Source organism: Escherichia sp. UTM R2 (assembly GCF_048593455.1).
GTDB classification, from domain to species: Bacteria; Pseudomonadota; Gammaproteobacteria; order Enterobacterales; family Enterobacteriaceae; genus Escherichia; species Escherichia coli.
In genome coordinates, this window is sequence record NZ_JBFWDY010000002.1 from 3458105 (window position 1) to 3483600 (window position 25496).

Annotated in this window: 23 protein-coding genes and 1 pseudogene; 11 read left to right on the forward strand and 13 right to left on the reverse strand. The window is 53.2% G+C overall.

Translation table 11 applies throughout. The features are described from left to right. Window positions 1-492: 492 nt before the first annotated feature. Entirely contained in the window at window positions 493-1467 is a 975-nt protein-coding gene (hemB, locus tag AB4H76_RS17600; RefSeq protein WP_001295337.1) for a porphobilinogen synthase, read from the forward strand. 105 nt (window positions 1468-1572) lie between these two features. On the opposite strand, the gene tauD is transcribed toward hemB, so the two are convergent. Genes tauD through tauA form a run of 4 tightly spaced genes read right to left on the reverse strand, consistent with a single transcriptional unit; the run spans window position 1573 to window position 4987 of the window. Then, window positions 1573-2424, reverse strand: a complete 852-nt coding sequence (gene tauD / locus AB4H76_RS17605) for a taurine dioxygenase (protein WP_000004049.1) — start codon at window positions 2422-2424, stop codon at window positions 1573-1575. Beyond that, complete coding sequence (tauC, locus tag AB4H76_RS17610; RefSeq protein ID WP_000114587.1) at window positions 2421-3248, reverse strand: taurine ABC transporter permease TauC; 828 nt, start codon at window positions 3246-3248, stop codon at window positions 2421-2423. Before tauC ends, tauD begins: the two co-directional genes overlap by 4 nt. Next, the gene (tauB, locus tag AB4H76_RS17615; RefSeq protein WP_000939399.1) at window positions 3245-4012 is read right to left on the reverse strand and encodes a taurine ABC transporter ATP-binding subunit; all 768 of its coding nucleotides are present in this window, start codon (window positions 4010-4012) and stop codon (window positions 3245-3247) included. The genes tauC and tauB overlap by 4 nt, the downstream gene beginning before the upstream one ends. 12 nt (window positions 4013-4024) lie before the next feature. After that, complete coding sequence (gene tauA, locus AB4H76_RS17620) at window positions 4025-4987, reverse strand: taurine ABC transporter substrate-binding protein (RefSeq protein WP_001018416.1); 963 nt, start codon at window positions 4985-4987, stop codon at window positions 4025-4027. 615 nt (window positions 4988-5602) lie between these two features. On the opposite strand from tauA, the pseudogene AB4H76_RS17625 reads away from it, so the two are divergent. Next, a pseudogene (locus AB4H76_RS17625) lies at window positions 5603-6013 on the forward strand (PIG-L deacetylase family protein); the annotation flags it as partial. Between the two features lie 126 nt (window positions 6014-6139). Here the strand turns inward: AB4H76_RS17625 and AB4H76_RS17630 are convergent. Then, entirely contained in the window at window positions 6140-6259 is a 120-nt protein-coding gene (locus AB4H76_RS17630) for a hypothetical protein (RefSeq protein ID WP_122995270.1), read from the reverse strand. A gap of 24 nt (window positions 6260-6283) precedes the next feature. On the opposite strand from AB4H76_RS17630, the gene AB4H76_RS17635 reads away from it, so the two are divergent. The 6 genes from AB4H76_RS17635 to fghA all read left to right on the forward strand — a co-directional run bounded on the left by AB4H76_RS17635 (window position 6284) and on the right by fghA (window position 11344). Further along, on the forward strand, window positions 6284-7480 hold the full coding sequence (locus AB4H76_RS17635; protein ID WP_000860441.1) for a glycosyltransferase: 1197 nt from the start codon (window positions 6284-6286) through the stop codon (window positions 7478-7480). Continuing rightward, window positions 7458-8039, forward strand: coding sequence for an acetyltransferase (locus AB4H76_RS17640; RefSeq protein WP_024194469.1), 582 nt, complete (start codon window positions 7458-7460; stop codon window positions 8037-8039). Before AB4H76_RS17635 ends, AB4H76_RS17640 begins: the two co-directional genes overlap by 23 nt. Window position 8040: 1 nt before the next feature. Further along, window positions 8041-8814: a YaiO family outer membrane beta-barrel protein gene (locus AB4H76_RS17645; protein ID WP_000596085.1), complete on the forward strand. Its 774-nt coding sequence runs from the start codon at window positions 8041-8043 to the stop codon at window positions 8812-8814. Between the two features lie 184 nt (window positions 8815-8998). After that, complete coding sequence (frmR, locus tag AB4H76_RS17650) at window positions 8999-9274, forward strand: formaldehyde-responsive transcriptional repressor FrmR (RefSeq protein ID WP_001141271.1); 276 nt, start codon at window positions 8999-9001, stop codon at window positions 9272-9274. A gap of 34 nt (window positions 9275-9308) precedes the next feature. Then, window positions 9309-10418: an S-(hydroxymethyl)glutathione dehydrogenase gene (gene frmA, locus AB4H76_RS17655; protein ID WP_000842102.1), complete on the forward strand. Its 1110-nt coding sequence runs from the start codon at window positions 9309-9311 to the stop codon at window positions 10416-10418. Between the two features lie 92 nt (window positions 10419-10510). Next, window positions 10511-11344 (forward strand): S-formylglutathione hydrolase, encoded by an 834-nt coding sequence (fghA, locus tag AB4H76_RS17660; protein WP_000419042.1) that lies wholly within the window; start codon window positions 10511-10513, stop codon window positions 11342-11344. A 225-nt stretch (window positions 11345-11569) separates the two neighbouring features. Here the strand turns inward: fghA and AB4H76_RS17665 are convergent, their stop codons facing one another. From AB4H76_RS17665 to AB4H76_RS17700, 8 genes are all read right to left on the reverse strand, one after another. Continuing rightward, a complete protein-coding gene (locus AB4H76_RS17665) occupies window positions 11570-12109 on the reverse strand; it encodes a DUF2058 domain-containing protein (RefSeq protein ID WP_001096705.1) in 540 nt (179 codons plus the stop codon). 101 nt (window positions 12110-12210) lie between these two features. Continuing rightward, complete coding sequence (locus AB4H76_RS17670) at window positions 12211-13422, reverse strand: 3-(3-hydroxy-phenyl)propionate transporter (protein WP_000107627.1); 1212 nt, start codon at window positions 13420-13422, stop codon at window positions 12211-12213. 375 nt (window positions 13423-13797) lie between these two features. Further along, entirely contained in the window at window positions 13798-14811 is a 1014-nt protein-coding gene (mhpE, locus tag AB4H76_RS17675; RefSeq protein WP_001013499.1) for a 4-hydroxy-2-oxovalerate aldolase, read from the reverse strand. Then, window positions 14808-15758 (reverse strand): acetaldehyde dehydrogenase, encoded by a 951-nt coding sequence (mhpF, locus tag AB4H76_RS17680; protein WP_000044314.1) that lies wholly within the window; start codon window positions 15756-15758, stop codon window positions 14808-14810. The genes mhpE and mhpF overlap by 4 nt, the downstream gene beginning before the upstream one ends. Then, a complete protein-coding gene (gene mhpD / locus AB4H76_RS17685) occupies window positions 15755-16564 on the reverse strand; it encodes a 2-keto-4-pentenoate hydratase (RefSeq protein ID WP_000160724.1) in 810 nt (269 codons plus the stop codon). The genes mhpF and mhpD overlap by 4 nt, the downstream gene beginning before the upstream one ends. A 9-nt stretch (window positions 16565-16573) precedes the next feature. Next, entirely contained in the window at window positions 16574-17440 is an 867-nt protein-coding gene (mhpC, locus tag AB4H76_RS17690) for a 2-hydroxy-6-oxonona-2,4-dienedioate hydrolase (protein ID WP_000121898.1), read from the reverse strand. A gap of 17 nt (window positions 17441-17457) precedes the next feature. Continuing rightward, entirely contained in the window at window positions 17458-18402 is a 945-nt protein-coding gene (gene mhpB / locus AB4H76_RS17695; RefSeq protein WP_000543457.1) for a 2,3-dihydroxyphenylpropionate/2,3-dihydroxicinnamic acid 1,2-dioxygenase, read from the reverse strand. Between the two features lies 1 nt (window position 18403). Further along, window positions 18404-20068, reverse strand: a complete 1665-nt coding sequence (locus AB4H76_RS17700) for a bifunctional 3-(3-hydroxy-phenyl)propionate/3-hydroxycinnamic acid hydroxylase (RefSeq protein ID WP_001007401.1) — start codon at window positions 20066-20068, stop codon at window positions 18404-18406. A gap of 190 nt (window positions 20069-20258) precedes the next feature. Between AB4H76_RS17700 and AB4H76_RS17705 the strand changes: the two genes are divergently transcribed. The 3 genes from AB4H76_RS17705 (at window position 20259) to lacZ (ending at window position 25448) form a co-directional block, all read left to right on the forward strand. Next, entirely contained in the window at window positions 20259-21092 is an 834-nt protein-coding gene (locus AB4H76_RS17705) for a DNA-binding transcriptional regulator (protein WP_001180626.1), read from the forward strand. Between the two features lie 76 nt (window positions 21093-21168). Next, window positions 21169-22251: a DNA-binding transcriptional repressor LacI gene (lacI, locus tag AB4H76_RS17710; RefSeq protein WP_001752175.1), complete on the forward strand. Its 1083-nt coding sequence runs from the start codon at window positions 21169-21171 to the stop codon at window positions 22249-22251. A 122-nt stretch (window positions 22252-22373) separates the two neighbouring features. Further along, window positions 22374-25448, forward strand: a complete 3075-nt coding sequence (gene lacZ / locus AB4H76_RS17715; RefSeq protein ID WP_085452616.1) for a beta-galactosidase — start codon at window positions 22374-22376, stop codon at window positions 25446-25448. Window positions 25449-25496: the final 48 nt, after the last annotated feature.

Genomic DNA, 25496 nt, shown 5'->3' on the forward strand with positions numbered 1-25496 from the left:
TGATCCATCAATTATCAATGCATAGAAAACATATTATGTTTCGCGCTAATGATTATGCTGCGTTACAGACGAATGGTTCAATTATTCTTTCCCCTAAGTCCGAATATGGACATATATAATTCATGGAGAAAAACACGCATCAAATTGATAAAAGGACGATATTTCAACATGTTGCAGATGATGTTATTTTTGATACATACGCGTCACAAATATCACAGGCACAAACCAGATAAATATCCTATCAATATGCAAAAAAGTTTTAATTATTCAATTTATAGCAGGACAACCAAACTCCAAAAATAATAACCAAGAACTATAAATAAAGATTAAAAATATTTTCAGTGAATATGAAATTATTGCTATTTCTATTACAAAGATGTCCTGGCATCTCTTCCATTCTCTTCTTGTCAACATCGCGACAACTTTCGTAAAACACTCCTGCCCCGCTTCAGGTATACTGTGCACCTTAATTCCACAAACATCAGGCAGACCATGACAGACTTAATCCAACGCCCTCGTCGCCTGCGCAAATCTCCTGCGCTGCGCGCTATGTTTGAAGAGACAACACTTAGCCTTAACGACCTGGTGTTGCCGATCTTTGTTGAAGAAGAAATTGACGACTACAAAGCCGTTGAAGCCATGCCAGGCGTGATGCGCATTCCAGAGAAACATCTGGCACGCGAAATTGAACGCATCGCCAACGCCGGTATTCGTTCCGTGATGACTTTTGGCATCTCTCACCATACCGATGAAACCGGCAGCGATGCCTGGCGGGAAGATGGACTGGTGGCGCGTATGTCGCGCATCTGCAAGCAGACCGTGCCAGAAATGATCGTCATGTCAGACACCTGCTTCTGTGAATACACTTCTCACGGTCACTGCGGTGTGCTGTGCGAGCATGGCGTCGACAACGACGCGACTCTGGAAAATTTAGGCAAGCAAGCCGTGGTTGCAGCTGCTGCAGGCGCAGACTTCATCGCCCCTTCCGCCGCGATGGATGGCCAGGTACAGGCTATTCGCCAGGCGCTGGACGCTGCAGGCTTTAAAGATACGGCGATTATGTCGTATTCGACCAAGTTCGCCTCTTCCTTTTATGGTCCGTTCCGTGAAGCTGCCGGAAGCGCATTAAAAGGCGACCGCAAAAGCTATCAGATGAACCCAATGAACCGTCGCGAGGCGATTCGTGAATCACTGCTGGATGAAGCCCAGGGCGCAGACTGCCTGATGGTTAAACCTGCTGGAGCATACCTCGACATCGTGCGTGAGCTGCGTGAACGTACTGAATTGCCGATTGGCGCGTATCAGGTGAGCGGTGAGTACGCGATGATTAAGTTCGCCGCGCTGGCGGGTGCTATAGATGAAGAGAAAGTCGTGCTCGAAAGCTTAGGTTCGATTAAGCGTGCGGGTGCGGATCTGATTTTCAGCTACTTTGCGCTGGATTTGGCTGAGAAGAAGATTCTGCGTTAATTTTTTTCCTCTCAGAAAGGGGGAGTTAACCTGTTGAAAGTACGGTGAACGCCCCCTCACCCTAACCCTCTCCCCAAGGGGGCGAGGGAACCGTCCGCACTCGTATCACCCCGCCCGATAAAACGGTTTATCCCCAAGAATCGTCGCCCGATGCATAATCCGCCGCTGTGGCAGGTAATCGGCATTGGCATAGTGCTGAGTCACGCGGTTATCCCAAATCGCAATATCATTCGGTTGCCAGCGCCAACGCACCTGAAACTCCGGTTTAGTGATATGGGCGAATAAAAAGCCTAACAAGGCTTCGCTCTCTTTCTCGCTGACATCGACAATTCGCGTAGTAAAGCCTTCATTCACAAACAGCGCCTGTTTACCGCTCACCGGATGCGTTCGCACCACCGGATGTAGCAACGGAGGATTTTTCGCGACCGCCTCGCGCCAGCGTTGATGTTCCTCCTCGGTTTTGCGGTATTTGTATTCCGGGAACGATTTACGGAAATCATGCTCCGCACGCAGCCCGCTCAGCAGCTGGCGGAAGGGAACAGAGAGCGCCTCATAGGCCGCAATACCGCTGGTCCAGAGCGTATCACCGCCGGTCGAAGGTAACTCTTTAGCTGCCAGAATCGCCCCTGCGGGTGGCGTTTCAATAAATGTCACATCGGTATGCCAGTTGTCGTTATCCGGCGGATTATCGTTATGGGTATCCAGCACGATGATCTCGTCAACCCCTTCGGCATGAGGGTAAACAGGGTGAATATGCAGTTCGCCAAAACGCTGGGCCAGCGCGCGTTGCTGCTGCGGCGTAATAGTTTGATCGCGCAGAAACACCACCTGATGGCGCAGCACCGCATGGTAAAGCTGTTCAAACTGATTATCGCTTAACGGGCGCGTCAGGTCGGCACCCGAAATTTGTGCGCCGATATACGGCCCCAGCGGGGTAATGCTCAGACGTTCACTCATTGTACTTCTCCATGCCAGGGCGTCAGACGGCGCTGTAACGCGCGCAAACCCAGTTCTAAAAGAAAGGCGATAATCGCAATCACCGCGATCCCCGCCAGCACCACGTCAGTCGCGAGAAATTCACCCGCTGACTGAACCATAAATCCTAAACCGCGCGTCGCGGCAATCAGCTCCGCCGCTACCAGCGTAGACCAGCCCACACCCAGACCAATGCGTAATCCGGTGAGGATTTCCGGCAGCGCGCCGGGCAAAATGACAAACCACAGCACCTGCGCACGGCTGGCACCCAGCGACTGGGCGGCACGAATGCGAACCTGCTGCGCGCTTTTCACCCCCGCCAGCGCCGACATCGCCACCGGTGCAAAAATCGCTAAATAGATCAGTAAGATCTTCGAGGTTTCACCAATACCAAACCAGATCACCATCAGCGGCAAATAAGCCAGCGGCGGCACCGGACGATAAAGTTCGATTACCGGATCCAGAATGCCGCGCACCGTCGGGCTTAGCCCCATGGCGATCCCGACCGGAATACCGATTACCACCGCCGCGAGTAGCGCCAGCACAATGCGCGTCAGGCTGGCGGCCAGATGCTGCCACAGCGTGGCGTCCATAAATCCCTGCGGCCCGGCAATGGTGAGCAGTTTTGCCAGTACCTGTTGCGGTGGCGGCAAAAACAGCGGGCTAATCAGTTGCAGCGCTGCGACTGCCCACCATACAGTGAGCAAAACCGCTAACGTGCCAATGCTTAAGGTCACCTGACGCGAGAGCGGCCAGCGCCATTTCAGCCGATGCGAATGCAGTTTTTCATTAATGAGCACACTCATGAGAACGCCTCCCGCTGCTCAAATACGCGGCTTAAAACATATTCGCGCATGGCGATGAATTGTGGATCGGACTTGATGCTGCGGCTCGACTCTCCCGCAACAAAGCGGCGAGCAAAGTTGAGCGGCAGCCGCTCCAGCACGCGGCCAGGGCCGGGTGAAAGCAGAACCAGTTCAGTCGCCATAAACACCGCTTCTTCTATATCGTGGGTAATCAACAGCACCTGCTTGCCCGTCTCCTGCCAGAGTTTCAGCAGCAGGGTTTGCATCTGGTCGCGGGTGAAGGCATCCAGCGCACCAAACGGTTCGTCGAGTAATAACAGCTGGGGATTTGCCGCCAGCGCGCGAGCAATGCCCACCCGCTGACGTTGACCGCCGGAGAGCTGCCAGATGTAGCGTTTTTCTGCTCCTTCCAGCCCCACTTTTTTCAGCATCTGGTGCGCGATTTCCAGTCGCTGCATTTTCTCTATACCTGCCAGTTGCAGGCCGAACGCCACGTTGTTCTGGACATTGCGCCACGGTAGCAGCCCTTCATTCTGAAAAACCACGCCGCGCTCTGCTCCCGGCCCCTCAATACGCTTACCCGCCAGTTGAATGCTGCCGTGCTGATAAGGCACAAAACCGGCAATCAGATTCAGCAGGGTGGTTTTACCGCAGCCGGACGGCCCCAGCACCACCAGTAGCTCACCGCTTTCCAGCGTCAGGTTGATATCTTCCAGTGCCGGTTTGCCGCCATAATTGGCGTAAAGATGAGAGATTTGCAGCATCTGCGCCTCCTTTTATTGCACGAAGCGCGAGGTAACGTACTGGCTGTAATCATTCGCTACAGCCGGGACCTTGCCCTGCTCTTTCAAAAACTGCGCGGTGTCGATGATCGCTTTGTTCACCGGTCCGGTCAGTTCTGCCGTTTGTTGCTGCGGCGTCAGATAGGTATTCCCCTTCACCAGCCCCGGAACGTCACCTTCAGGCACGCCGCTTAACCGCGCCAGTTTGCTGATGTTTTCCGGCTGTTTCAGCCACGCGTCTGGGTTAGCAATGTACGGTTGCTGAGCATCGATGGCGCTTTTGGCGAACGCTTTCACCACCTCAGGATGTTTCTCGGCAAAATCTTTGCGCACCACCCAGACGTCCAGCGTTGGCGCACCCCACTGCCCGACCTGTTCAGAATCGGTCAGCACTTTGCCGTCTTTTTCCAGGGCGTTAACCGCCGGTGCCCAGACATAAGCACCATCAATATCTCCCCGCTGCCATGCAGCGATAATCGCGGGCGGCTGCAGGTTCACAATCTCCACTTGCCCGGGTTTAATGCCCCAGTGTTTCAGCGCTGCCAGCAGGCTGTAGTGGGTGGTAGAGATAAACGGTACGGCGATGCGTTTGCCAATCAGATCTTCCGGTTTGCTGATAGTTTTCTTTACCACCAGCGCTTCTGAGTTACCCAGTTTTGACGCCAGCAAGAAGACTTCAATCGGCACCTGTTGGCTGGCTGCAACCGCTAACGGGCTGGAACCAAGGTTGCCGATTTGCACGTCGCCAGAAGCCAGCGCCCGCACGATGCTGGCTCCGCTGTCAAACTTACGCCAGTCCACGGTTGCTCCGCTTTCTTTAGCAAAGGTGTTGTCGGCCTGAGCCACTTTCGCCGGTTCGGCTGAGGTTTGATACGCCACGGTGACGTTCACCGCCTGTGCCTGAAAAGCGATGAATGCCAGTGCGGCAAGAAGTGTGTTTCGCGATGAAATTGCCATGATTGTCTGCTCCCCTGTCTTGTTATGGGAGCAGTATTCAGGAATAAAAACATTCATTAAAAGAATTAGTCGTTATCGCACAGATGATTTTATTCTTAGCAAAAAAACGGCTAAGGAAAGATTAAATATGCAATTACTCCGTTCTAACAATTGGGAAAATTACTACACTTCATTTTAGTGATGCATAAACAACCACATTACGAGATTTATTACTTCATTATTTCTATCAATATCAATACATATAATAAAACTATTATATTCGCATTGTATATATCACTGTATCATTCTCAATCACTCGCATATTACATTCACATAATGTATATAAACAATGCTTGTTCACAGAACATATTTTTTAAATGCAATTAATTGACAAACTAAATCACATCTAAATACAATGTATAAAACAAAATAACTATACATACCAAACATACAAACACTTAACATATGAATTGCATAGAAACATTACCCAGTCGAACCCGCGGGTCTGAAAGCCCTTGCTTTTCAGTTATTAGCAACATTTAACATTTATAAATTAACATCTGGCTGCGCCAGAGATTACGTCTCTGAGTGCATCGTTGTGCTTGTAGTATAATAAATAAAATGGAGTGTCATTAAGTGGATAAGGTTTTAGATTCAGCCCTCCTTTCTTCGGCAAATAAAAGAAAGGGTATCCTTGCTATTGGCGCACATCCTGACGATATAGAATTAGGCTGTGGCGCATCGCTTGCTCGTCTTGCGCAAAAAGGAATTTATATCGCAGCCGTGGTGATGACTACCGGCAACTCTGGCACAGATGGAATAATCGATCGCCATGAAGAATCGCGCAACGCCCTAAAGATATTAGGGTGCCACCAAACTATTCATCTTAATTTTGCTGACACCCGCGCTCATTTACAGCTCAATGATATGATTTCCGCCCTGGAAGACATCATTAAAAATCAAATTCCTTCTGATGTTGAAATCATGCGGGTATATACCATGCATGATGCCGACCGCCATCAGGATCATCTTGCTGTTTATCAAGCTTCAATGGTTGCCTGCCGAACTATTCCGCAAATTCTCGGCTACGAAACCCCAAGTACCTGGCTTTCATTTATGCCTCAGGTTTTTGAATCCGTTAAAGAAGAATATTTCACAGTCAAACTTGCTGCATTAAAAAAACATAAAAGCCAGGAACGACGTGATTATATGCGTCATGATCGCCTGCGTGCAGTTGCACAATTTCGCGGGCAACAGGTCAATAGCGATCTGGGTGAAGGCTTTGTAATTCATAAAATGATTCTTTGAGCAAATTGCATGAAAACCTGGATATTTATCTGTATGTCCATAGCAATGTTGCTATGGTTTTTAAGTACGCTAAGACGTAAACCCAGTCAAAAGAAAGGCTGTATTGACGCCATTATACCTGCGTATAACGAAGGCCCGTGTCTGGCGCAGTCACTGGATAATCTACTGCGTAACCCTTATTTTTGCCGGGTAATTTGCGTTAACGACGGCTCCACGGACAATACCGAAGCGGTCATGGCGGAAGTCAAACGCAAATGGGGCGACCGCTTTGTTGCCGTCACGCAAAAAAATACCGGTAAAGGTGGTGCGCTGATGAATGGCCTCAATTATGCCACCTGCGACCAGGTTTTTTTAAGTGATGCCGACACCTATGTTCCGCCCGATCAAGACGGAATGGGCTATATGCTGGCAGAAATTGAGCGCGGTGCTGATGCCGTAGGCGGCATTCCCTCTACTGCGTTGAAAGGCGCGGGGCTGTTACCGCACATCCGCGCGACCGTAAAGTTGCCGATGATTGTTATGAAGCGCACGCTACAGCAGCTCCTGGGCGGCGCACCGTTTATTATCAGCGGTGCCTGCGGAATGTTCCGTACTGATGTATTGCGTAAGTTCGGTTTCTCGGATCGTACTAAAGTCGAAGACCTTGATCTCACCTGGACATTAGTGGCAAACGGCTACCGTATTCGGCAGGCGAATCGCTGCATCGTATACCCACAGGAATGCAACAGCCCGCGTGAGGAGTGGCGTCGCTGGCGGCGTTGGATTGTGGGATACGCGGTCTGTATGCGCCTGCATAAAAGACTTTTATTTAGCCGCTTCGGTATCTTCAGTATATTTCCTATGCTGTTGGTTGTGCTTTATGGCGTTGGGATTTATCTCACTACCTGGTTTAATGAATTCATCACCACCGGGCCGCATGGTGTGGTGTTGGCAATGTTTCCGCTTATCTGGATCGGCGTAGTTTGTGTTATTGGTGCTTTTAGCGCCTGGTTTCATCGTTGCTGGTTGTTGGTGCCTTTAGCGCCGCTTTCCGTTGTGTATGTATTATTAGCTTATGCCATCTGGATTATTTATGGACTTATTGCCTTTTTTACTGGACGCGAACCTCAGCGCGACAAACCCACCCGCTATTCCGCACTGGTGGAAGCGTCAACCGCTTATTCCCAACCTTCTGTCACAGGAACTGAAAAACTATCTGAAGCTTAATGTTAAAGAGAAAAATATTCAGATTGCAGACCAGGTAATTATTGATGAAACTGCAGGTGAAGTTGTTATCGGCGCGAATACCCGTATTTGTCATGGTGCCGTTATTCAGGGTCCGGTAGTGATTGGCGCAAACTGCCTGATAGGTAATTATGCGTTTATTCGTCCTGGCACAATAATCAGCAATGGTGTAAAAATTGGTTTTGCCACCGAAATTAAAAATGCGGTTATTGAAGCGGAAGCAACGATTGGTCCGCAATGTTTTATTGCCGACTCGGTAGTTGCAAACCAGGCATATTTGGGCGCACAAGTACGTACCAGTAATCATCGTCTGGATGAACAGCCTGTGTCTGTTCGAACTCCAGAGGGAATTATCGCTACCGGATGCGATAAATTAGGTTGTTATATCGGGCAGCGTTCACGCCTTGGCGTACAAGTTATAATTTTGCCTGGGCGAATTATTTCCCCGAACACGCAACTTGGCCCGCGCGTGATTGTAGAACGTAATTTACCTGCCGGAACTTATTCACTCCGACAAGAACTTATCCGTACAGGAGATTAAAATGATAAAACGGACGTTATTAGCGGCGGCCATTTTTAGCGCATTGCCCGCTTATGCCGGGTTAACTTCCATTACCGCGGGCTACGATTTTACCGATTATTCTGGCGATCATGGCAACCGTAATTTAGCGTATGCTGAACTGGTGGCGAAAGTTGAAAACGCAACGCTGCTTTTTAATCTTTCCCAGGGGCGTCGTGATTATGAAACTGAACATTTCAATGCCACTCGCGGTCAGGGTGCGGTCTGGTATAAATGGAATAACTGGCTGACAACCCGAACGGGTATTGCCTTTGCGGATAATACGCCGGTCTTTGCCCGCCAGGATTTTCGTCAGGATATTAACCTGGCCCTGTTGCCAAAAACGCTTTTCACGACCGGTTATCGCTACACTAAATATTACGATGATGTCGAAGTCGATGCCTGGCAAGGCGGCGTATCACTCTATACTGGCCCGGTGATCACCAGCTACCGCTATACCCATTATGACTCCAGCGATGCAGGTGGTAGTTATAGCAATATGATTTCCGTGCGTCTGAATGACCCGCGCGGCACTGGTTATACGCAACTATGGCTAAGCCGCGGAACAGGCGCTTACACCTATGACTGGACGCCAGAAACACGCTACGGCAGCATGAAGAGCGTCAGTCTGCAACGTATTCAACCGCTGACTGAGCAACTTAATCTCGGGCTGACGGCAGGTAAAGTGTGGTACGACACCCCAACCGATGATTATAACGGTCTGCAACTTGCAGCCCATCTGACCTGGAAATTCTGATTCCTTCTGCCGCCCGCTATCCGGGGCGGCCTTCCCTGCCGATTAGCCCCCCCTTTCCTCTTTGTTTTCCGACCACATTCACCGGATAAATTTTATTCTCCAGTGTTATATACTATAGGGGGGTATGCATTGACATATAGCATACCCCCCTATAGTATATTGCGTGCAGATAATGAGGTGCGAAATGCCCAGTACTCCGGAAGAGAAGAAAAAGGTCCTTACTCGAGTTCGTCGTATTCGAGGGCAGATTGATGCTCTGGAACGGTCGCTGGAGGGTGATGCCGAATGCCGTGCCATACTCCAACAGATCGCTGCCGTTCGGGGCGCGGCTAATGGGCTGATGGCAGAAGTGCTTGAAAGCCATATCCGGGAAACGTTTGACCGAAATGACTGCTACAGCCGCGAAGTCAGCCAATCCGTTGACGACACTATTGAACTGGTTCGAGCCTATCTTAAATAGCTGAATCTATTACCATATTGAGGAAGAGCGAGAGATGAAATCACGTGCTGCCGTTGCATTTGCTCCCGGTAAACCGCTGGAAATCGTTGAAATTGACGTTGCACCACCGAAAAAAGGTGAAGTGCTGATTAAAGTCACCCATACCGGCGTTTGCCATACCGACGCATTTACCCTCTCCGGGGATGACCCGGAAGGTGTATTCCCGGTGGTTCTCGGTCACGAAGGGGCCGGCGTTGTGGTTGAAGTCGGTGAAGGCGTAACCAGCGTCAAACCTGGCGACCATGTGATCCCGCTTTACACCGCGGAGTGCGGCGAGTGTGAGTTCTGTCGTTCTGGCAAAACTAACCTCTGTGTTGCGGTTCGCGAAACCCAGGGTAAAGGCTTGATGCCAGACGGCACCACCCGTTTTTCTTACAACGGGCAGCCGCTTTATCACTACATGGGATGCTCAACATTCAGTGAATACACCGTGGTCGCGGAAGTGTCTCTGGCCAAAATTAATCCAGAAGCAAACCATGAACACGTCTGCCTGCTGGGCTGTGGCGTGACCACCGGTATTGGCGCGGTGCACAACACAGCTAAAGTCCAGCCAGGTGATTCTGTTGCCGTGTTTGGTCTTGGCGCGATTGGTCTGGCAGTGGTTCAGGGCGCGCGTCAGGCGAAAGCGGGACGGATTATCGCTATCGATACCAACCCGAAGAAATTCGATCTGGCTCGTCGCTTCGGTGCTACCGACTGCATTAACCCGAATGACTACGACAAACCGATTAAAGATGTCCTGCTGGATATCAACAAATGGGGTATCGACCATACCTTTGAATGCATCGGTAACGTCAACGTGATGCGTGCGGCGCTGGAAAGTGCACACCGCGGCTGGGGTCAGTCGGTGATCATCGGGGTGGCAGGTTCTGGTCAGGAAATCTCCACCCGTCCATTCCAGTTGGTCACTGGTCGCGTATGGAAAGGTTCCGCGTTTGGCGGCGTGAAAGGTCGTTCCCAGTTACCGGGTATGGTTGAAGATGCGATGAAAGGTGATATCGATCTGGAACCGTTTGTCACGCATACCATGAGCCTTGATGAAATTAATGACGCCTTCGACCTGATGCATGAAGGCAAATCCATTCGAACCGTAATTCGTTACTGATTTCCCGCAGGTATACCCCGTCCACTTCAGACGGGGTTCTTAATACTCTCCCTGGGCAGCCGTCCGGGGGATTAACCGTGAGATAATGACTGATGGAACTCATTGAAAAACATGCCAGCTTTGGCGGCTGGCAAAATGTGTATCGGCATTATTCCCAATCACTGAAATGTGAAATGAATGTCGGCGTCTATCTCCCACCAAAAGCCGCGAATGAAAAATTGCCGGTGCTGTACTGGCTTTCAGGCCTGACCTGCAACGAGCAGAATTTCATTACTAAATCGGGGATGCAGCGTTACGCGGCTGAGCACAACATTATTGTTGTTGCGCCGGACACCAGTCCGCGAGGCAGTCATGTCGCAGATGCTGACCGTTACGATCTCGGGCAAGGTGCCGGGTTTTACCTGAACGCGACGCAAGCGCCGTGGAATGAACATTACAAAATGTATGACTATATCCGCAACGAGCTGCCGGATTTAGTGATGCATCATTTTCCGGCAACGGCCAAAAAGTCTATCTCTGGTCATTCTATGGGCGGGCTGGGCGCGCTGGTGCTGGCGTTACGTAACCCAGATGAATATGTCAGCGTCTCGGCGTTTTCGCCCATTGTCTCCCCATCGCAAGTGCCGTGGGGACAGCAAGCCTTTGCTGCATATCTTGCTGAAAATAAAGATGCCTGGTTGGATTACGACCCGGTGAGTCTTATTTCACAAGGTCAACGCGTTGCGGAAATCATGGTTGATCAGGGGTTGAGTGATGATTTTTACGCAGAACAGCTGCGGACTCCAAATCTTGAAAAGATCTGCCAGGAGATGAATATCAAGACGTTAATCCGTTATCACGAGGGTTATGATCACAGCTATTATTTTGTCTCCAGTTTTATTGGCGAGCATATTGCCTACCACGCCAATAAACTGAATATGCGTTGATAATAGTGCACGACTGCCGGATGCGGCGTGAACGCCTTATCCGGCCTACACTTCGCCCGTAAACCGTAGGCCTGATAAGACGCGCAAAGCGTCGCATCAGGCATGGCGCACGACTGCCGGATGCGGCGTGAACGCCTTATCCGGTCTACACTTCGCCCATAAACCGTAGGCCTGATAAGACGCGCATAGCGTCGCATCAGGCATCTGCGCACGACTTATCTATGTTTACCACATCAAATCATCAGGCACTTTGAAGTCGGCATACGGGTCGTCTTCATCCTGCTCTTCGGCGCTGAGCGCGCTGTGCAACACTATACTGCTGGCATCGCGCTGAGCAATTTTATCGGCAACGCTGGCGGGAATAATGGCGTATTCACCTTCGCTATTGTTATCGACCAACAAGCGGGCAATCGCCAGACGACCATTAATCAACTGCGCCTGTGTGAGCTTATCGACAAAAATCTTCTTAATCAGATTGCCGTCAGTGAAGTTAAAACCAATATCGCCATTGGCAATGGTGATTCGGTTCATTTCAATAAGCTGCTTCACCTGAGCTTTATATTCTTTCGCCAACGCCGCTTGTTTTTGCTGTTCGCTAAGCTGTTTATCACGCTCAAGCTGTGCCTTTTTATTTTCTTCTACCGCCGCCCGAGCTTCACGCGCCTGAACGCGCGATTTTTTCGCCGTTCTCTCCACCTTCGCCGCTTTTTTGCTGGTGACTAATCCTGCTTTGAGCAACTGCTCTTGTAAGGTAAGTTTTGCCATCTTTGTTTCCAAACCCGCTGAATAATTTTTAGCGAGTATACCTGTAAACGCCGTAGGTGTATTGGGGTGAAGTCCCTTTCGCCCCTGCCTAATAAGGCACGTCAGGCATCGGCGCACGGCTGTATTCGTGATCTCCGGCTCATCAAAATAAACACCGCCAACCCAGCAACAAGAATACCCGGTGCAGAAGCGGCCATTACGCCGACCGTGCCAGTGCCTAATGCCAGCATTTTCCCGGCCAGTAACGGACCGCTCATAGCCCCCAGACGCCCTACCGCCACGGCTGTTCCCACACCTGTTGCGCGGATCTGCGAACTGTAAAACAACGGTGCCAGGGCATACAAAACGCTTTGCCCACCTGTCGCAAACAACCCCGCGACAAATCCCGCCAGCAACATACCGTTAAATGACGACACCGTTCCAAGCGCCAGCAGCGAAGCTAACATGCCGCTATAAATCAGTAGCGACATGGTTACTGGACGCAGCTTATCCATCAATGCGCCCAACATTAACGTCCCGCTTGCCGCCCCCATTTGCAGGGCAAACATCACCCCTGCCGCCTGCGATGGCTGGAATCCTTGCTCCACCAAAAGTAGCGGTAGCCAGTTGATCAACATGTAGACCACCAGCAGAGTGAAGAAATAACACAACCACAGCAGCAGCGTCGCGGTTGCCGTTTCTGGCGCAAATAAGGCACGCAGTGGTGGCGCAGACTGTTTTTCGCCAGCGAAAACCGCCGACTCCGGCAGCCAGCGCATTAATAGCGGCACCAGAATCAACGGCACCACACCACCTACCCAAAACACCGTTTGCCATGCTAAGTTTGCCCCCGCGAAACCCAGTGTCGCCGCCAGCGCCGCGCCAATGGGAACACCGCAATACATCAGGCTCACTGCCGTCCCACGAAAACGTGGACCCGCGGCTTCAGACGTCAGGGCGATAAGATTCGGCAACGCCGCCCCCAGCCCGACACCGGTCATCAGCCGCGCAAAGACCAGTGAGGGGAAATCCCAGGCAATCGCCGTTGCCAGTGAGAACAAACCAAACAGCGCAACTGAGCCAATCAAAATGCGCTTGCGACCATAACGGTCCGCCAGCATTCCGCCAACCAACGCGCCGGGTAGCAAACCGAGTATTCCGGCGCTGAATATCCAGCCCATTTGCATTTTATCGAGTGCAAAAGCCTGGGCGATGCCACCCGCCGCAATGCCAGCCGCCTGAAGATCCAGCCCTTCCATCAGAGCGACCAAAAAACAAAGCCCGATGGTCAGCATCAAGCGGGATGAAGATGATGAAGGGGTACGAGTCGACATAAGATGAACCTCGTTGCGAGTGCAGGTGAATCGCGACTGATACATTGCCAGCCGCGTAATCAGAACTATTTAATGACTGCCTACGGGCGAAATGTAGGCCGGATAAGACGTTTACCGCATCCGGCAGTCGTGTGCAGATGCCTGATGCGACGCTAACGCGTCTTATCAGGCCTACAAATTCCCGCGCCATCCGTAGGCAGGATAAGGCGTTTACGCCGCATCCGGCAGTCGTGCGCAGATGCCTGATGCGACGCTAACGCGTCTTATCAGACCTACAAATTCTCACGCCATCCGTAGGCCGGATAAGGCGTTCACGCCGCATCCGGCAGTCGTGCTGGGATGGGCATACAAAATGCACGTTCTCGGCAGTCAATATTATTTGTTGTTGCGCAGATCCAGCGCCACGTCAACGATCATATCCTCCTGGCCGCCAACCATCCGGCGTTTGCCCAGCTCAACGAGAATATCCACCGCACTTAAGCCATAACGCGCCGCCGCCGTTTCACAGTGACGCAGGAAGCTCGAGTAAACACCAGCGTATCCCAGCGCCAGCGTTTCGCGATCGACTCGTACCGGTCGATCCTGCAACGGACGCACCAGGTCGTCGGCGGCATCCATTAACGCATAGAGATCGGTCCCATGCTGCCAGCCCAGTTTATCCGCGGCGGCAATAAATACTTCCAGCGGCGCGTTACCTGCGCCCGCGCCCATTCCCGCGAGGCTGGCGTCGATTCGGTCGCAGCCCTCTTCCACCGCCGCGATAGAGTTCGCCACGCCAAGACTCAGGTTATGGTGAGCGTGCATGCCAGTTTGCGTTTCTGGTTTCAGCTCTGCTTTCAGGGCGCGGAAACGGTCACGGATATCGCTCATGTTCATCGCACCGCCAGAATCCACCACATAAATACAGGTCGCACCGTAGCCTTCCATCAGCTTTGCCTGCTTTGCGAGATTCTCCGGCGTGGTCATATGGCTCATCATCAGAAAACCAACGGTGTCCATTCCGAGCTCGCGGGCATACTGAATATGCTGGGCGGAAACATCAGCTTCGGTACAGTGCGTTGCCACACGAACCACCCGCGCGCCAGCCTGCCAGGCATTTTTCAGATCGTGAATAGTGCCGATTCCTGGCAGCAGCAACGTCGCGATTTTGGCGTGCTTCACCACATCCGCCGCTGCTTCAATCCATTCAAGGTCGCTATGTGCGCCGAAACCATAGTTAAAGCTGGAACCCTGCAAACCGTCGCCATGGGCCACTTCAATCGAATCCACGCGGGCATCGTCCAGTGCTTTGGCAATCTGGCGAACGTTTTCCAGCGAATACTGATGACGAATGGCGTGCATACCGTCACGCAACGTGACGTCCGAGATATAAAGTTTTTTACCGTTCATGCCGCTTCTCCTGCCTTGCGCGCCAGTGACTGGGCCATTTTTTCCGCTGTCGCCAGCGCACTGGAAGTCATAATGTCGAGGTTGCCCGCATAGGCAGGCAGATAATGCGCTGCGCCTTCGACTTCCAGCCAGACCGCCGTTTTCAGCCCGGAGAACTGACCCACGCCCGGCAAATTAACCGGTTTATCCTGCGGGATAACTTCAAACTGCACGCGCTGTTTCAGGCGATATCCCGGTACGTAAGCCTGCACCGCCTCAGCCATTTCATTGATTGAGGCTTCGATATCATCTTGTGAAGCTTCGTCGCTCAATACATACACCGTGTCACGCATCATCAACGGTGGCTCTGCTGGGTTAAGCACAATAATCGCCTTCCCTTTTGCCGCGCCGCCCACCACTTCAATGGCTCGGGAAGTGGTTTCCGTAAATTCATCGATATTGGCACGCGTGCCAGGTCCGGCAGATTTACTGGCGATAGAAGCGATAATTTCGGCGTAATGAACACGCGCCACGCGTGAAACTGCCGCCACCATTGGAATGGTGGCCTGGCCGCCGCAGGTGACCATGTTGACGTTCAGTTGATCGACGTTCGCCTCGAGGTTAACCACCGGCACGCAGTAAGGGCCGATGGCAGCAGGCGTCAGGTCAATTAAGCGAATATCCGGTTTCGCTTCGCGTAAAGCGGCATCGTTTTTCACATGCGCGCCCGCGCTGGTCGCATCAAATACAATGTCGATATCAGCAAATTCAGGCATGTTCATCAGCCCGATCACCCCTTCATGGGTGGTGGCGACGCCCATACGTCTGGCACGCGCCAGACCGTCGGACTGAGGATCAATGCCGACCATCACCGCCATCTCCAGATGCTGACCGTGACGCAAAATTTTAATCATCAGATCGGTGCCAATGTTGCCAGAACCGATAATGGCGACTTTACGCTTACTCATGACAGACTTCCTTTTGGGGCTGCGCTTGAAAATGTCGCAGCAACTGAACCTATGCCTTCAATATGGGCTTCAAAACGATCGCCCGCATTCACTGCCACCATCGGACCTAATGCCCCGGTAAGAATGATATCTCCGGCGCGCAGCGGTTCACCCAGGCTGGCCATTTTGCGTGCCAGCCAGACGGCGGCATTAAGCGGATGTCCCAGGCATTCGCTGCCGCGCCCGCTGGAAACCTCTTCGTTATTACGCGTCATCTTCATGGCGCAGTTTTTCAGGTCTAACCCCGCCGGACGTTGCGCCGGACCGCCGATGACATACACCCCGCAGGAAGCGTTATCTGCCACGGTATCGACAAACTGAATCGACCAGTCGCGAATGCGGCTACCCACCACCTCCAGCGCCGGAAGTACCCATTCAATGGCGTTATACAATTCGTCGAAGGTGATATCGGTTGCGGGCAAATCGCGGTTCAACACCAGTGCGATCTCCGCTTCAATGCGGGGTTGCAGAACACGGGAAAAAGGAATGATTTCGTTATCGCCATAACACATGTCGGCAAATAATGTCCCGAAATCCGGTTGATCAACGCCCAGTTGTTGCTGCACTTTCGGATGCGTCAGGCCCACTTTACGCCCTACCACGCGACGCCCCTGCGCAACGTCATATTGCACATTTATGTGCTGAATGGCGTAGGCCGCTTCAGCGTTATCGATACCAATCAGATCGCGCAGCGGCGCAATCGCTTCGCCCTGCTCTGCGGCGCGGCGTAAATCCGCCGCCAGTTGCTCAAGAGTATGCTTCGTCATGACCATTCCTTAAGGGCGTGCGAGGAAATTCAGCACCAATTGATTGAAAGCGTCGGCATGTTCCCACTGCGCCCAGTGACCACAGTCGCGGAAGATATGCAGTTCAGAACCGGCAATGCCGGACAGCAGACGCAGACCCGCATCCATCGGCACAAAGCGGTCGTTGCGCCCCCAGACAATCAGGGTTTGCGCTTTGATTTCCGCCAGACGTGGGCCAAAATCCGGGAACTGTTTCGGATTAGCTTCCAGGCTCTTAACGAAGTTTTCCAGGTGATCGCGGCGCGACAGCATATTATTCAGGCGCGCTTCAAACAGGGCGTCGGTCAAATCGCTGGTATCGAAAACGAAGATATCCATCATCAGCTTCAGGTTTTCGATAGTCGGCTGACGATAAAGCTGATTCAGTCGCTTAATACCTTCGGTTGGCATCGGCGTAAACAAACTCATGCCGCCCGTACCGCCGCCCATCAGCACCAGTTTGCCGACGCGCTCCGGCCAGTTAAGGGTGAACGCCACAGAACTATGGCCGCCCATCGAGTTGCCCAGCAGGTGGATTTTGGCGATATCCAGTTGATCCACCACGCTTTTCAGGATTCGTGCATTAAGATCCGATCGTGAACCACTATTAACGATCGAATCGCTTTTGCCCCAACCCGGACAATCCAGCAGGATCACCCGATAGCCCGCCTCTACCAGCGGATCGATATTGCGGCTGAAGTTCGCCCAGCCAGTAGCACCCGGGCCGGAACCGTGCAGCAGGACAACGGTTTCGTCGCCTTGTCCGCAGTCATTAAAATGGATGCGCAGCGTTTTACCCGCTTCTTCTACATTCAGAAAACGGCTGGTGGCGGCTTCGGTTTGTGGCTGATAACTCATCATCTTCTCCTGCATATTCAGTTCTCTGTTCTGGCGCTTAACGAGCCAAATCCGGCAATCCACTCCGGGATTGGGCGGTAATAACGCCCTTCGCTACGCCAGTTGCCAAATGCAGAAATAGCGGCAAAAGCGGCGACCCAGGTTTTGATTTCATGTGTCGACTTTCCGGCAATGGCGGAAAGCTCTTCGTTACTGACGGCATCCAGTTCCTGTATGCGTCCCTGCTCCAGCAAAGTCATGAACTGGTTATCCCAAATCGGGTTGAGCGGATGCAGAGTTCTCTGATCCTCAACAAACTTCTCAGCGGCGCTAATCACCCGTTGCTGACGCAATTCGCGCTCACTGGCGGGTAAATCTTTCCCGCTCCCCAACAGACGGTCGCGCATATGGGCATCGGCTTTCGCCAGTTCGGGCACCGGCGGCTGATGGGAAAGCCCACCGGAACCCAGGAACAGCACGCGTTTATTGAGAGTGCTGGTGAAACGTCCAATGGCTTCACCCAACATGCGGGTACGCTGGAAACCGGGCAGCGGCGTGGCGACACCGTTGATGAACACAGGCAGAACTGGCACCTTATCCAGCCCACCGAGCAGGAACTCCAGCGGCTGGGCGAACCCGTGGTCCACCTGCATACAGTAAGAAACGGCAAGATCGATCCCGCTCTTCATGACAGCATGCGCACAGGCCTCCGCCAGCTCCACAGGCACGGGCAGCTCTCCTGCCGCACTGCCGAAATCACCAATTGCCGTCGCTCCAACGCCTAAACAGAACGGTGGCATCACGTCATAGAAAAAGCCGTTGTAGTGATCTGGCGCAAACAGCACCACCAGTTCAGGGGAGAAAGCCGCAATACGCTCGCGGGCGCTGGCAATCACGCCATTGACCTCATCGAGTACCTCTTGCGCCGGGTCGACATACCCCACCAACGGCGAGTGGGAAAGACAATGAAGATAAGCGTGCATATCAGGCTACCTTTTCGACAGAAACGTCGGCATCAGGGCGGGTCAGCGTCATCACCGACGCCAGTTTATTCAGCGTATTGCCCAGGGTTTGCGGAATGGCGGTGGCGGCAACAAAGCGATCCGGGCGCATCACCACCAGCGAAGCATTGTGTTGCGCGAACCAGCTACGCAGACGACCTTGCGTATCGCCCACGCGTAGCACGCCGTCGTGGTTATCCTGTGCGGTATGAATTTGCACTTCCGGCACCACCTGAATGAAGCGTGTGCCCAACGCGCGCCACTGCTGGATTTGCTCGTCGCTCATCCCCCACAGTGGATTGCATCCCCAGCCAATTACCGCGAAGTTCGCGCCAATCGCGTTATCGAGCAGCGTCACGTCGCCGTTTTCCAGCGTGACTTTCGGCTGAATAAACATCTTGCCGACCGGAGAGTGCTTCGCTTCGCCCTCACGTACCAGCGCACCGCCGTAATATTGCGGCATCGGCTTGAAGCGCATTTCGAGGAAGTAGCGTTTTACTGGCGGCAGATAATTCAGTAGCCAGGAAACGCCGTCACGTAACGTACCCTGCCAGCGTTTCGGCGGAGCCAGCACGTTGCCCGCCGTCACGGACAGGTCAATCATCGCTTTGGCGTGATCGCGACGTTCTTGTTGATAGGTATCGAGCAGCGCATCGCGGGCTTTCCCCTGGATAACCAACGCCAGTTTCCATGCGAGGTTAAAGGCGTCGCGCATACCACTGTTATAGCCCTGCCCCTGCCATACCGGCATGATGTGCGCGGCATCGCCCGCCAGCAGTACGCGATCAATACGGAAACGTTGCGCCAGTCGCGCGTTGTGGGTGTAGACACGCTGGCGAATCAATTCAACATTGTCCGGATTAGGCAGCACTTTGCTTAACAGCTTGCGCATATTTTGCGGCTCACGCAGCTGTTCTTCGGTTTCTCCCGGCATCACCATAAATTCAAAGCGACGTACCGCATGAGGCAGCGCGGCAGAAACATACGGGCGCACCGGATCGCAACATAAATAGATATGCGGCGTACTTAACGGATCGTTGGCGATATCCACCACAATCCACTGATTTGGCGCAGTTTTACCTTCAAACGGCACATTCAGGGTGCGACGAACAAAACTTGCCCCACCATCACAGGCCACCAGCCACTGGGCTTTGACTATTTCCCGCTGCCCTTCTGCCGTTTTCAGGTGCAAGGTCACTTCGTCATTTTGCTGGCTGAAGGCCTCCAGCTCGCGGGAAAACAAGCAGCGCACATTCGGAAAACGCGACAACCCTTCCAGCATCACCGCATCGACCTGAGGCTGAATAAAGGCGTTACGGCGCGGCCAGCCAAATTCATCGGTCATTGGCTGAATATCAGCAAAACAGCGGCCTTTCGGGGTGAGAAAACGCATCGCGTGCCACGGCGTAGTGTGCGGCAGAACATCATCGACCAGGCCGACCGACTGCATGGTGCGCAGCGCCTCGTCATCAATACCAATCGCACGCGGGTAGTCGATCAACTTATCGAGTTTCTCCACCACCAGCACGTCAATGCCCATCTGGCCGAGATAGTTCGCCATCATCAGCCCGACCGGACCGGCACCAGCGATCGCCACCTGAACGCTATGGTTAACAGCAGGCTGGATGTCAGGGTGTTGTATTGCCATTTCAGTACCTCACGACTCGGACAAAATGCCGTTGCGCGCACAGTACGGCGCAACTTATTTTGTTAAAAACATGTAAATGATTTTTTATTGTGCGCTCAGTATAGGAAGGGTGTTTTCGGCTACAATCAAAACATGCCCGAATGTGCACCAGGTGCACAACGTTGTTTTAACTATAGAAATGTCAATTAATATGCAGAACAATGAGCAGACGGAATACAAAACCGTGCGCGGCTTAACCCGCGGTCTAATGTTATTAAATATGTTAAATAAACTTGATGGCGGTGCCAGCGTCGGGCTGCTGGCGGAACTCAGCGGCCTGCATCGCACCACTGTGCGGCGACTGCTGGAGACGCTGCAGGAAGAGGGATATGTCCGCCGTAGCCCCTCCGATGACAGTTTTCGTCTGACCATCAAAGTGCGGCAATTAAGCGAAGGATTTCGTGACGAACAGTGGATTTCTGCACTGGCGGCCCCACTGCTGGGCGATCTGTTGCGCGAAGTGGTATGGCCGACAGATGTGTCCACGCTGGATGTTGATGCAATGGTGGTACGCGAAACCACCCACCGTTTCAGCCGCTTATCTTTTCACCGGGCAATGGTCGGGCGACGTTTGCCGCTTCTGAAAACCGCCTCGGGCCTGACCTGGCTGGCCTTTTGCCCGGAACAAGAACGCAAGGAATTAATCGAGATGTTAGCCTCCCGCCCCGGTGATGACTATCAACTGGCACGAGAACCGTTAAAGCTGCAAGCCATTCTGGCGCGCGCGCGCAAAGAGGGTTACGGACAGAACTACCGCGGCTGGGATCAGGAGGAGAAGATCGCCTCTATCGCCGTACCGCTGCGCAGTGAACAACGGGTGATTGGCTGTCTGAATCTGGTGTATATGGCGAGCGCAATGACCATTGAACAGGCAGCGGAAAAGCATCTTCCGGCGCTACAACGGGTAGCAAAACAGATCGAAGAAGGGGTTGAATCGCAGGCTATTCTGGTGGCCGGACGGCGAAGCGGCGTGCATTTACGTTGACACCATCGAATGGCGCAAAACCTTTCGCGGTATGGCATGATAGCGCCCGGAAGAGAGTCAATTCAGGGTGGTGAATGTGAAACCAGTAACACTATACGATGTCGCAGAGTATGCCGGTGTCTCTTATCAGACCGTTTCCCGCGTGGTGAACCAGGCCAGCCACGTTTCTGCGAAAACGCGGGAAAAAGTGGAAGCGGCGATGGCGGAGCTGAATTACATTCCCAACCGCGTGGCACAACAACTGGCGGGGAAACAGTCGTTGCTGATTGGCGTTGCCACCTCCAGTCTGGCCCTGCACGCGCCGTCGCAAATTGTCGCGGCGATTAAATCTCGCGCCGATCAACTGGGTGCCAGCGTGGTGGTGTCGATGGTAGAACGAAGCGGCGTCGAAGCCTGTAAAGCGGCGGTGCACAATCTTCTCGCGCAACGCGTCAGTGGGCTGATCATTAACTATCCGCTGGATGACCAGGATGCCATTGCTGTGGAAGCTGCCTGCGCTAATGTTCCGACGTTATTTCTTGATGTCTCTGACCAGACTCCCATCAACAGTATTATTTTCTCCCATGAAGACGGTACGCGACTGGGCGTGGAGCATCTGGTCGCATTGGGTCACCAGCAAATCGCGCTGTTAGCGGGCCCATTAAGTTCTGTCTCGGCGCGTCTGCGTCTGGCGGGCTGGCATAAATATCTCACACGCAATCAAATTCAGCCGATAGCGGAACGGGAAGGCGACTGGAGTGCCATGTCCGGTTTTCAACAAACCATGCAAATGCTGAATGAGGGCATCGTTCCCACTGCGATGCTGGTTGCCAACGATCAGATGGCGCTGGGCGCAATGCGCGCCATTACCGAGTCCGGGCTGCGCGTTGGTGCGGATATCTCGGTAGTGGGATACGACGATACCGAAGACAGCTCATGTTATATCCCGCCGTTAACCACCATCAAACAGGATTTTCGCCTGCTGGGGCAAACCAGCGTGGACCGCTTGCTGCAACTCTCTCAGGGCCAGGCGGTGAAGGGCAATCAGCTGTTGCCCGTCTCACTGGTGAAAAGAAAAACCACCCTGGCGCCCAATACGCAAACCGCCTCTCCCCGCGCGTTGGCCGATTCATTAATGCAGCTGGCACGACAGGTTTCCCGACTGGAAAGCGGGCAGTGAGCGCAACGCAATTAATGTGAGTTAGCTCACTCATTAGGCACCCCAGGCTTTACACTTTATGCTTCCGGCTCGTATGTTGTGTGAAATTGTGAGCGGATAACAATTTCACACAGGAAACAGCTATGACCATGATTACGGATTCACTGGCCGTCGTTTTACAACGTCGTGACTGGGAAAACCCTGGCGTTACCCAACTTAATCGCCTTGCAGCACATCCCCCTTTCGCCAGCTGGCGTAATAGCGAAGAGGCCCGCACCGATCGCCCTTCCCAACAGTTGCGCAGCCTGAATGGCGAATGGCGCTTTGCCTGGTTTCCGGCACCAGAAGCGGTGCCGGAAAGCTGGCTGGAGTGCGATCTTCCTGAGGCCGATACTGTCGTCGTCCCCTCAAACTGGCAGATGCACGGTTACGATGCGCCCATCTACACCAACGTGACCTATCCCATTACGGTCAATCCGCCGTTTGTTCCCACGGAGAATCCGACGGGTTGTTACTCGCTCACATTTAATGTTGATGAAAGCTGGCTACAGGAAGGCCAGACGCGAATTATTTTTGATGGCGTTAACTCGGCGTTTCATCTGTGGTGCAACGGGCGCTGGGTCGGTTACGGCCAGGACAGTCGTTTGCCGTCTGAATTTGACCTGAGCGCATTTTTACGCGCCGGAAAAAACCGCCTCGCGGTGATGGTGCTGCGCTGGAGTGACGGTAGTTATCTGGAAGATCAGGATATGTGGCGAATGAGCGGCATTTTCCGTGACGTCTCGTTGCTGCACAAACCGACTACACAAATCAGCGATTTCCATGTTGCCACTCGCTTTAATGATGATTTCAGCCGCGCTGTACTGGAGGCTGAAGTTCAGATGTGCGGCGAGTTGCGTGACTACCTACGGGTAACAGTTTCTTTATGGCAGGGTGAAACGCAGGTCGCCAGCGGCACCGCGCCTTTCGGCGGTGAAATTATCGATGAGCGTGGTGGTTATGCCGATCGCGTCACACTACGTCTGAACGTCGAAAACCCGAAACTGTGGAGCGCCGAAATCCCGAATCTCTATCGTGCGGTGGTTGAACTGCACACCGCCGACGGCACGCTGATTGAAGCAGAAGCCTGCGATGTCGGTTTCCGCGAGGTGCGGATTGAAAATGGTCTGCTGCTGCTGAACGGCAAGCCGTTGCTGATTCGAGGCGTTAACCGTCACGAGCATCATCCTCTGCATGGTCAGGTCATGGATGAGCAGACGATGGTGCAGGATATCCTGCTGATGAAGCAGAACAACTTTAACGCCGTGCGCTGTTCGCATTATCCGAACCATCCGCTGTGGTACACGCTGTGCGACCGCTACGGCCTGTATGTGGTGGATGAAGCCAATATTGAAACCCACGGCATGGTGCCAATGAATCGTCTGACCGATGATCCGCGCTGGCTACCGGCGATGAGCGAACGCGTAACGCGAATGGTGCAGCGCGATCGTAATCACCCGAGTGTGAGCATCTGGTCGCTGGGGAATGAATCAGGCCACGGCGCTAATCACGACGCGCTGTATCGCTGGATCAAATCTGTCGATCCTTCCCGCCCGGTGCAGTATGAAGGCGGCGGAGCCGACACCACGGCCACCGATATTATTTGCCCGATGTACGCGCGCGTGGATGAAGACCAGCCCTTCCCGGCTGTGCCGAAATGGTCCATCAAAAAATGGCTTTCGCTACCTGGAGAGACGCGCCCGCTGATCCTTTGCGAATACGCCCACGCGATGGGTAACAGTCTTGGCGGTTTCGCTAAATACTGGCAGGCGTTTCGTCAGTATCCCCGTTTACAGGGCGGCTTCGTCTGGGACTGGGTGGATCAGTCGCTGATTAAATATGATGAAAACGGCAACCCGTGGTCGGCTTACGGCGGTGATTTTGGCGATACGCCGAACGATCGCCAGTTCTGTATGAACGGTCTGGTCTTTGCCAACCGCACGCCGCATCCAGCGCTGACGGAAGCAAAACACCAGCAGCAGTTTTTCCAGTTCCGTTTATCCGGGCAAACCATCGAAGTGACCAGCGAATACCTGTTCCGTCATAGCGATAACGAGCTCCTGCACTGGATGGTGGCGCTGGATGGTAAGCCGCTGGCAAGCGGTGAAGTGCCTCTGGATGTCGCTCCACAAGGTAAACAGTTGATTGAACTGCCTGAACTACCGCAGCCGGAGAGCGCCGGGCAACTCTGGCTCACAGTACGCGTAGTGCAACCGAACGCGACCGCATGGTCAGAAGCCGGACACATCAGCGCCTGGCAGCAGTGGCGTCTGGCTGAAAACCTCAGCGTGACACTCCCCGCCGCGTCCCACGCCATCCCGCATCTGACCACCAGCGAAATGGATTTTTGCATCGAGCTGGGTAATAAGCGTTGGCAATTTAACCGCCAGTCAGGCTTTCTTTCACAGATGTGGATTGGCGATAAAAAACAACTGCTGACGCCGCTGCGCGATCAGTTCACCCGTGCACCGCTGGATAACGACATTGGCGTAAGTGAAGCGACCCGCATTGACCCTAACGCCTGGGTCGAACGCTGGAAGGCGGCGGGCCATTACCAGGCCGAAGCAGCGTTGTTGCAGTGCACGGCAGATACACTTGCTGATGCGGTGCTGATTACGACCGCTCACGCGTGGCAGCATCAGGGGAAAACCTTATTTATCAGCCGGAAAACCTACCGGATTGATGGTAGTGGTCAAATGGCGATTACCGTTGATGTTGAAGTGGCGAGCGATACACCGCATCCGGCGCGGATTGGCCTGAACTGCCAGCTGGCGCAGGTAGCAGAGCGGGTAAACTGGCTCGGATTAGGGCCGCAAGAAAACTATCCCGACCGCCTTACTGCCGCCTGTTTTGACCGCTGGGATCTGCCATTGTCAGACATGTATACCCCGTACGTCTTCCCGAGCGAAAACGGTCTGCGCTGCGGGACGCGCGAATTGAATTATGGCCCACACCAGTGGCGCGGCGACTTCCAGTTCAACATCAGCCGCTACAGTCAACAGCAACTGATGGAAACCAGCCATCGCCATCTGCTGCACGCGGAAGAAGGCACATGGCTGAATATCGACGGTTTCCATATGGGGATTGGTGGCGACGACTCCTGGAGCCCGTCAGTATCGGCGGAATTCCAGCTGAGCGCCGGTCGCTACCATTACCAGTTGGTCTGGTGTCAAAAATAATAATAACCGGGCAGGCCATGTCTGCCCGTATTTCGCGTAAGGAAATCC

What these genes read in the sequence shown, in the direction of transcription:
- AB4H76_RS17670 (WP_000107627.1), bottom strand. Translation starts at nt 13,422, where the DNA reads ATGTCGACTCGTACCCCTTCATCATCTTCATCCCGCTTGATGCTGACC.
- tauC (WP_000114587.1), bottom strand. Translation starts at nt 3,248, where the DNA reads ATGAGTGTGCTCATTAATGAAAAACTGCATTCGCATCGGCTGAAATGG.
- mhpB (WP_000543457.1), bottom strand. Translation starts at nt 18,402, where the DNA reads ATGCACGCTTATCTTCATTGTCTTTCCCACTCGCCGTTGGTGGGGTAT.
- AB4H76_RS17705 (WP_001180626.1), top strand. Translation starts at nt 20,259, where the DNA reads ATGCAGAACAATGAGCAGACGGAATACAAAACCGTGCGCGGCTTAACC.
- frmA (WP_000842102.1), top strand. Translation starts at nt 9,309, where the DNA reads ATGAAATCACGTGCTGCCGTTGCATTTGCTCCCGGTAAACCGCTGGAA.
- frmR (WP_001141271.1), top strand. Translation starts at nt 8,999, where the DNA reads ATGCCCAGTACTCCGGAAGAGAAGAAAAAGGTCCTTACTCGAGTTCGT.
- mhpC (WP_000121898.1), bottom strand. Translation starts at nt 17,440, where the DNA reads ATGAGTTATCAGCCACAAACCGAAGCCGCCACCAGCCGTTTTCTGAAT.
- mhpD (WP_000160724.1), bottom strand. Translation starts at nt 16,564, where the DNA reads ATGACGAAGCATACTCTTGAGCAACTGGCGGCGGATTTACGCCGCGCC.
- tauD (WP_000004049.1), bottom strand. Translation starts at nt 2,424, where the DNA reads ATGAGTGAACGTCTGAGCATTACCCCGCTGGGGCCGTATATCGGCGCA.
- AB4H76_RS17665 (WP_001096705.1), bottom strand. Translation starts at nt 12,109, where the DNA reads ATGGCAAAACTTACCTTACAAGAGCAGTTGCTCAAAGCAGGATTAGTC.
- mhpF (WP_000044314.1), bottom strand. Translation starts at nt 15,758, where the DNA reads ATGAGTAAGCGTAAAGTCGCCATTATCGGTTCTGGCAACATTGGCACC.
- tauB (WP_000939399.1), bottom strand. Translation starts at nt 4,012, where the DNA reads ATGCTGCAAATCTCTCATCTTTACGCCAATTATGGCGGCAAACCGGCA.
- AB4H76_RS17645 (WP_000596085.1), top strand. Translation starts at nt 8,041, where the DNA reads ATGATAAAACGGACGTTATTAGCGGCGGCCATTTTTAGCGCATTGCCC.
- mhpE (WP_001013499.1), bottom strand. Translation starts at nt 14,811, where the DNA reads ATGAACGGTAAAAAACTTTATATCTCGGACGTCACGTTGCGTGACGGT.
- lacZ (WP_085452616.1), top strand. Translation starts at nt 22,374, where the DNA reads ATGACCATGATTACGGATTCACTGGCCGTCGTTTTACAACGTCGTGAC.
- fghA (WP_000419042.1), top strand. Translation starts at nt 10,511, where the DNA reads ATGGAACTCATTGAAAAACATGCCAGCTTTGGCGGCTGGCAAAATGTG.
- AB4H76_RS17700 (WP_001007401.1), bottom strand. Translation starts at nt 20,068, where the DNA reads ATGGCAATACAACACCCTGACATCCAGCCTGCTGTTAACCATAGCGTT.
- AB4H76_RS17635 (WP_000860441.1), top strand. Translation starts at nt 6,284, where the DNA reads ATGAAAACCTGGATATTTATCTGTATGTCCATAGCAATGTTGCTATGG.
- tauA (WP_001018416.1), bottom strand. Translation starts at nt 4,987, where the DNA reads ATGGCAATTTCATCGCGAAACACACTTCTTGCCGCACTGGCATTCATC.
- hemB (WP_001295337.1), top strand. Translation starts at nt 493, where the DNA reads ATGACAGACTTAATCCAACGCCCTCGTCGCCTGCGCAAATCTCCTGCG.
- AB4H76_RS17630 (WP_122995270.1), bottom strand. Translation starts at nt 6,259, where the DNA reads ATGAATTACAAAGCCTTCACCCAGATCGCTATTGACCTGTTGCCCGCG.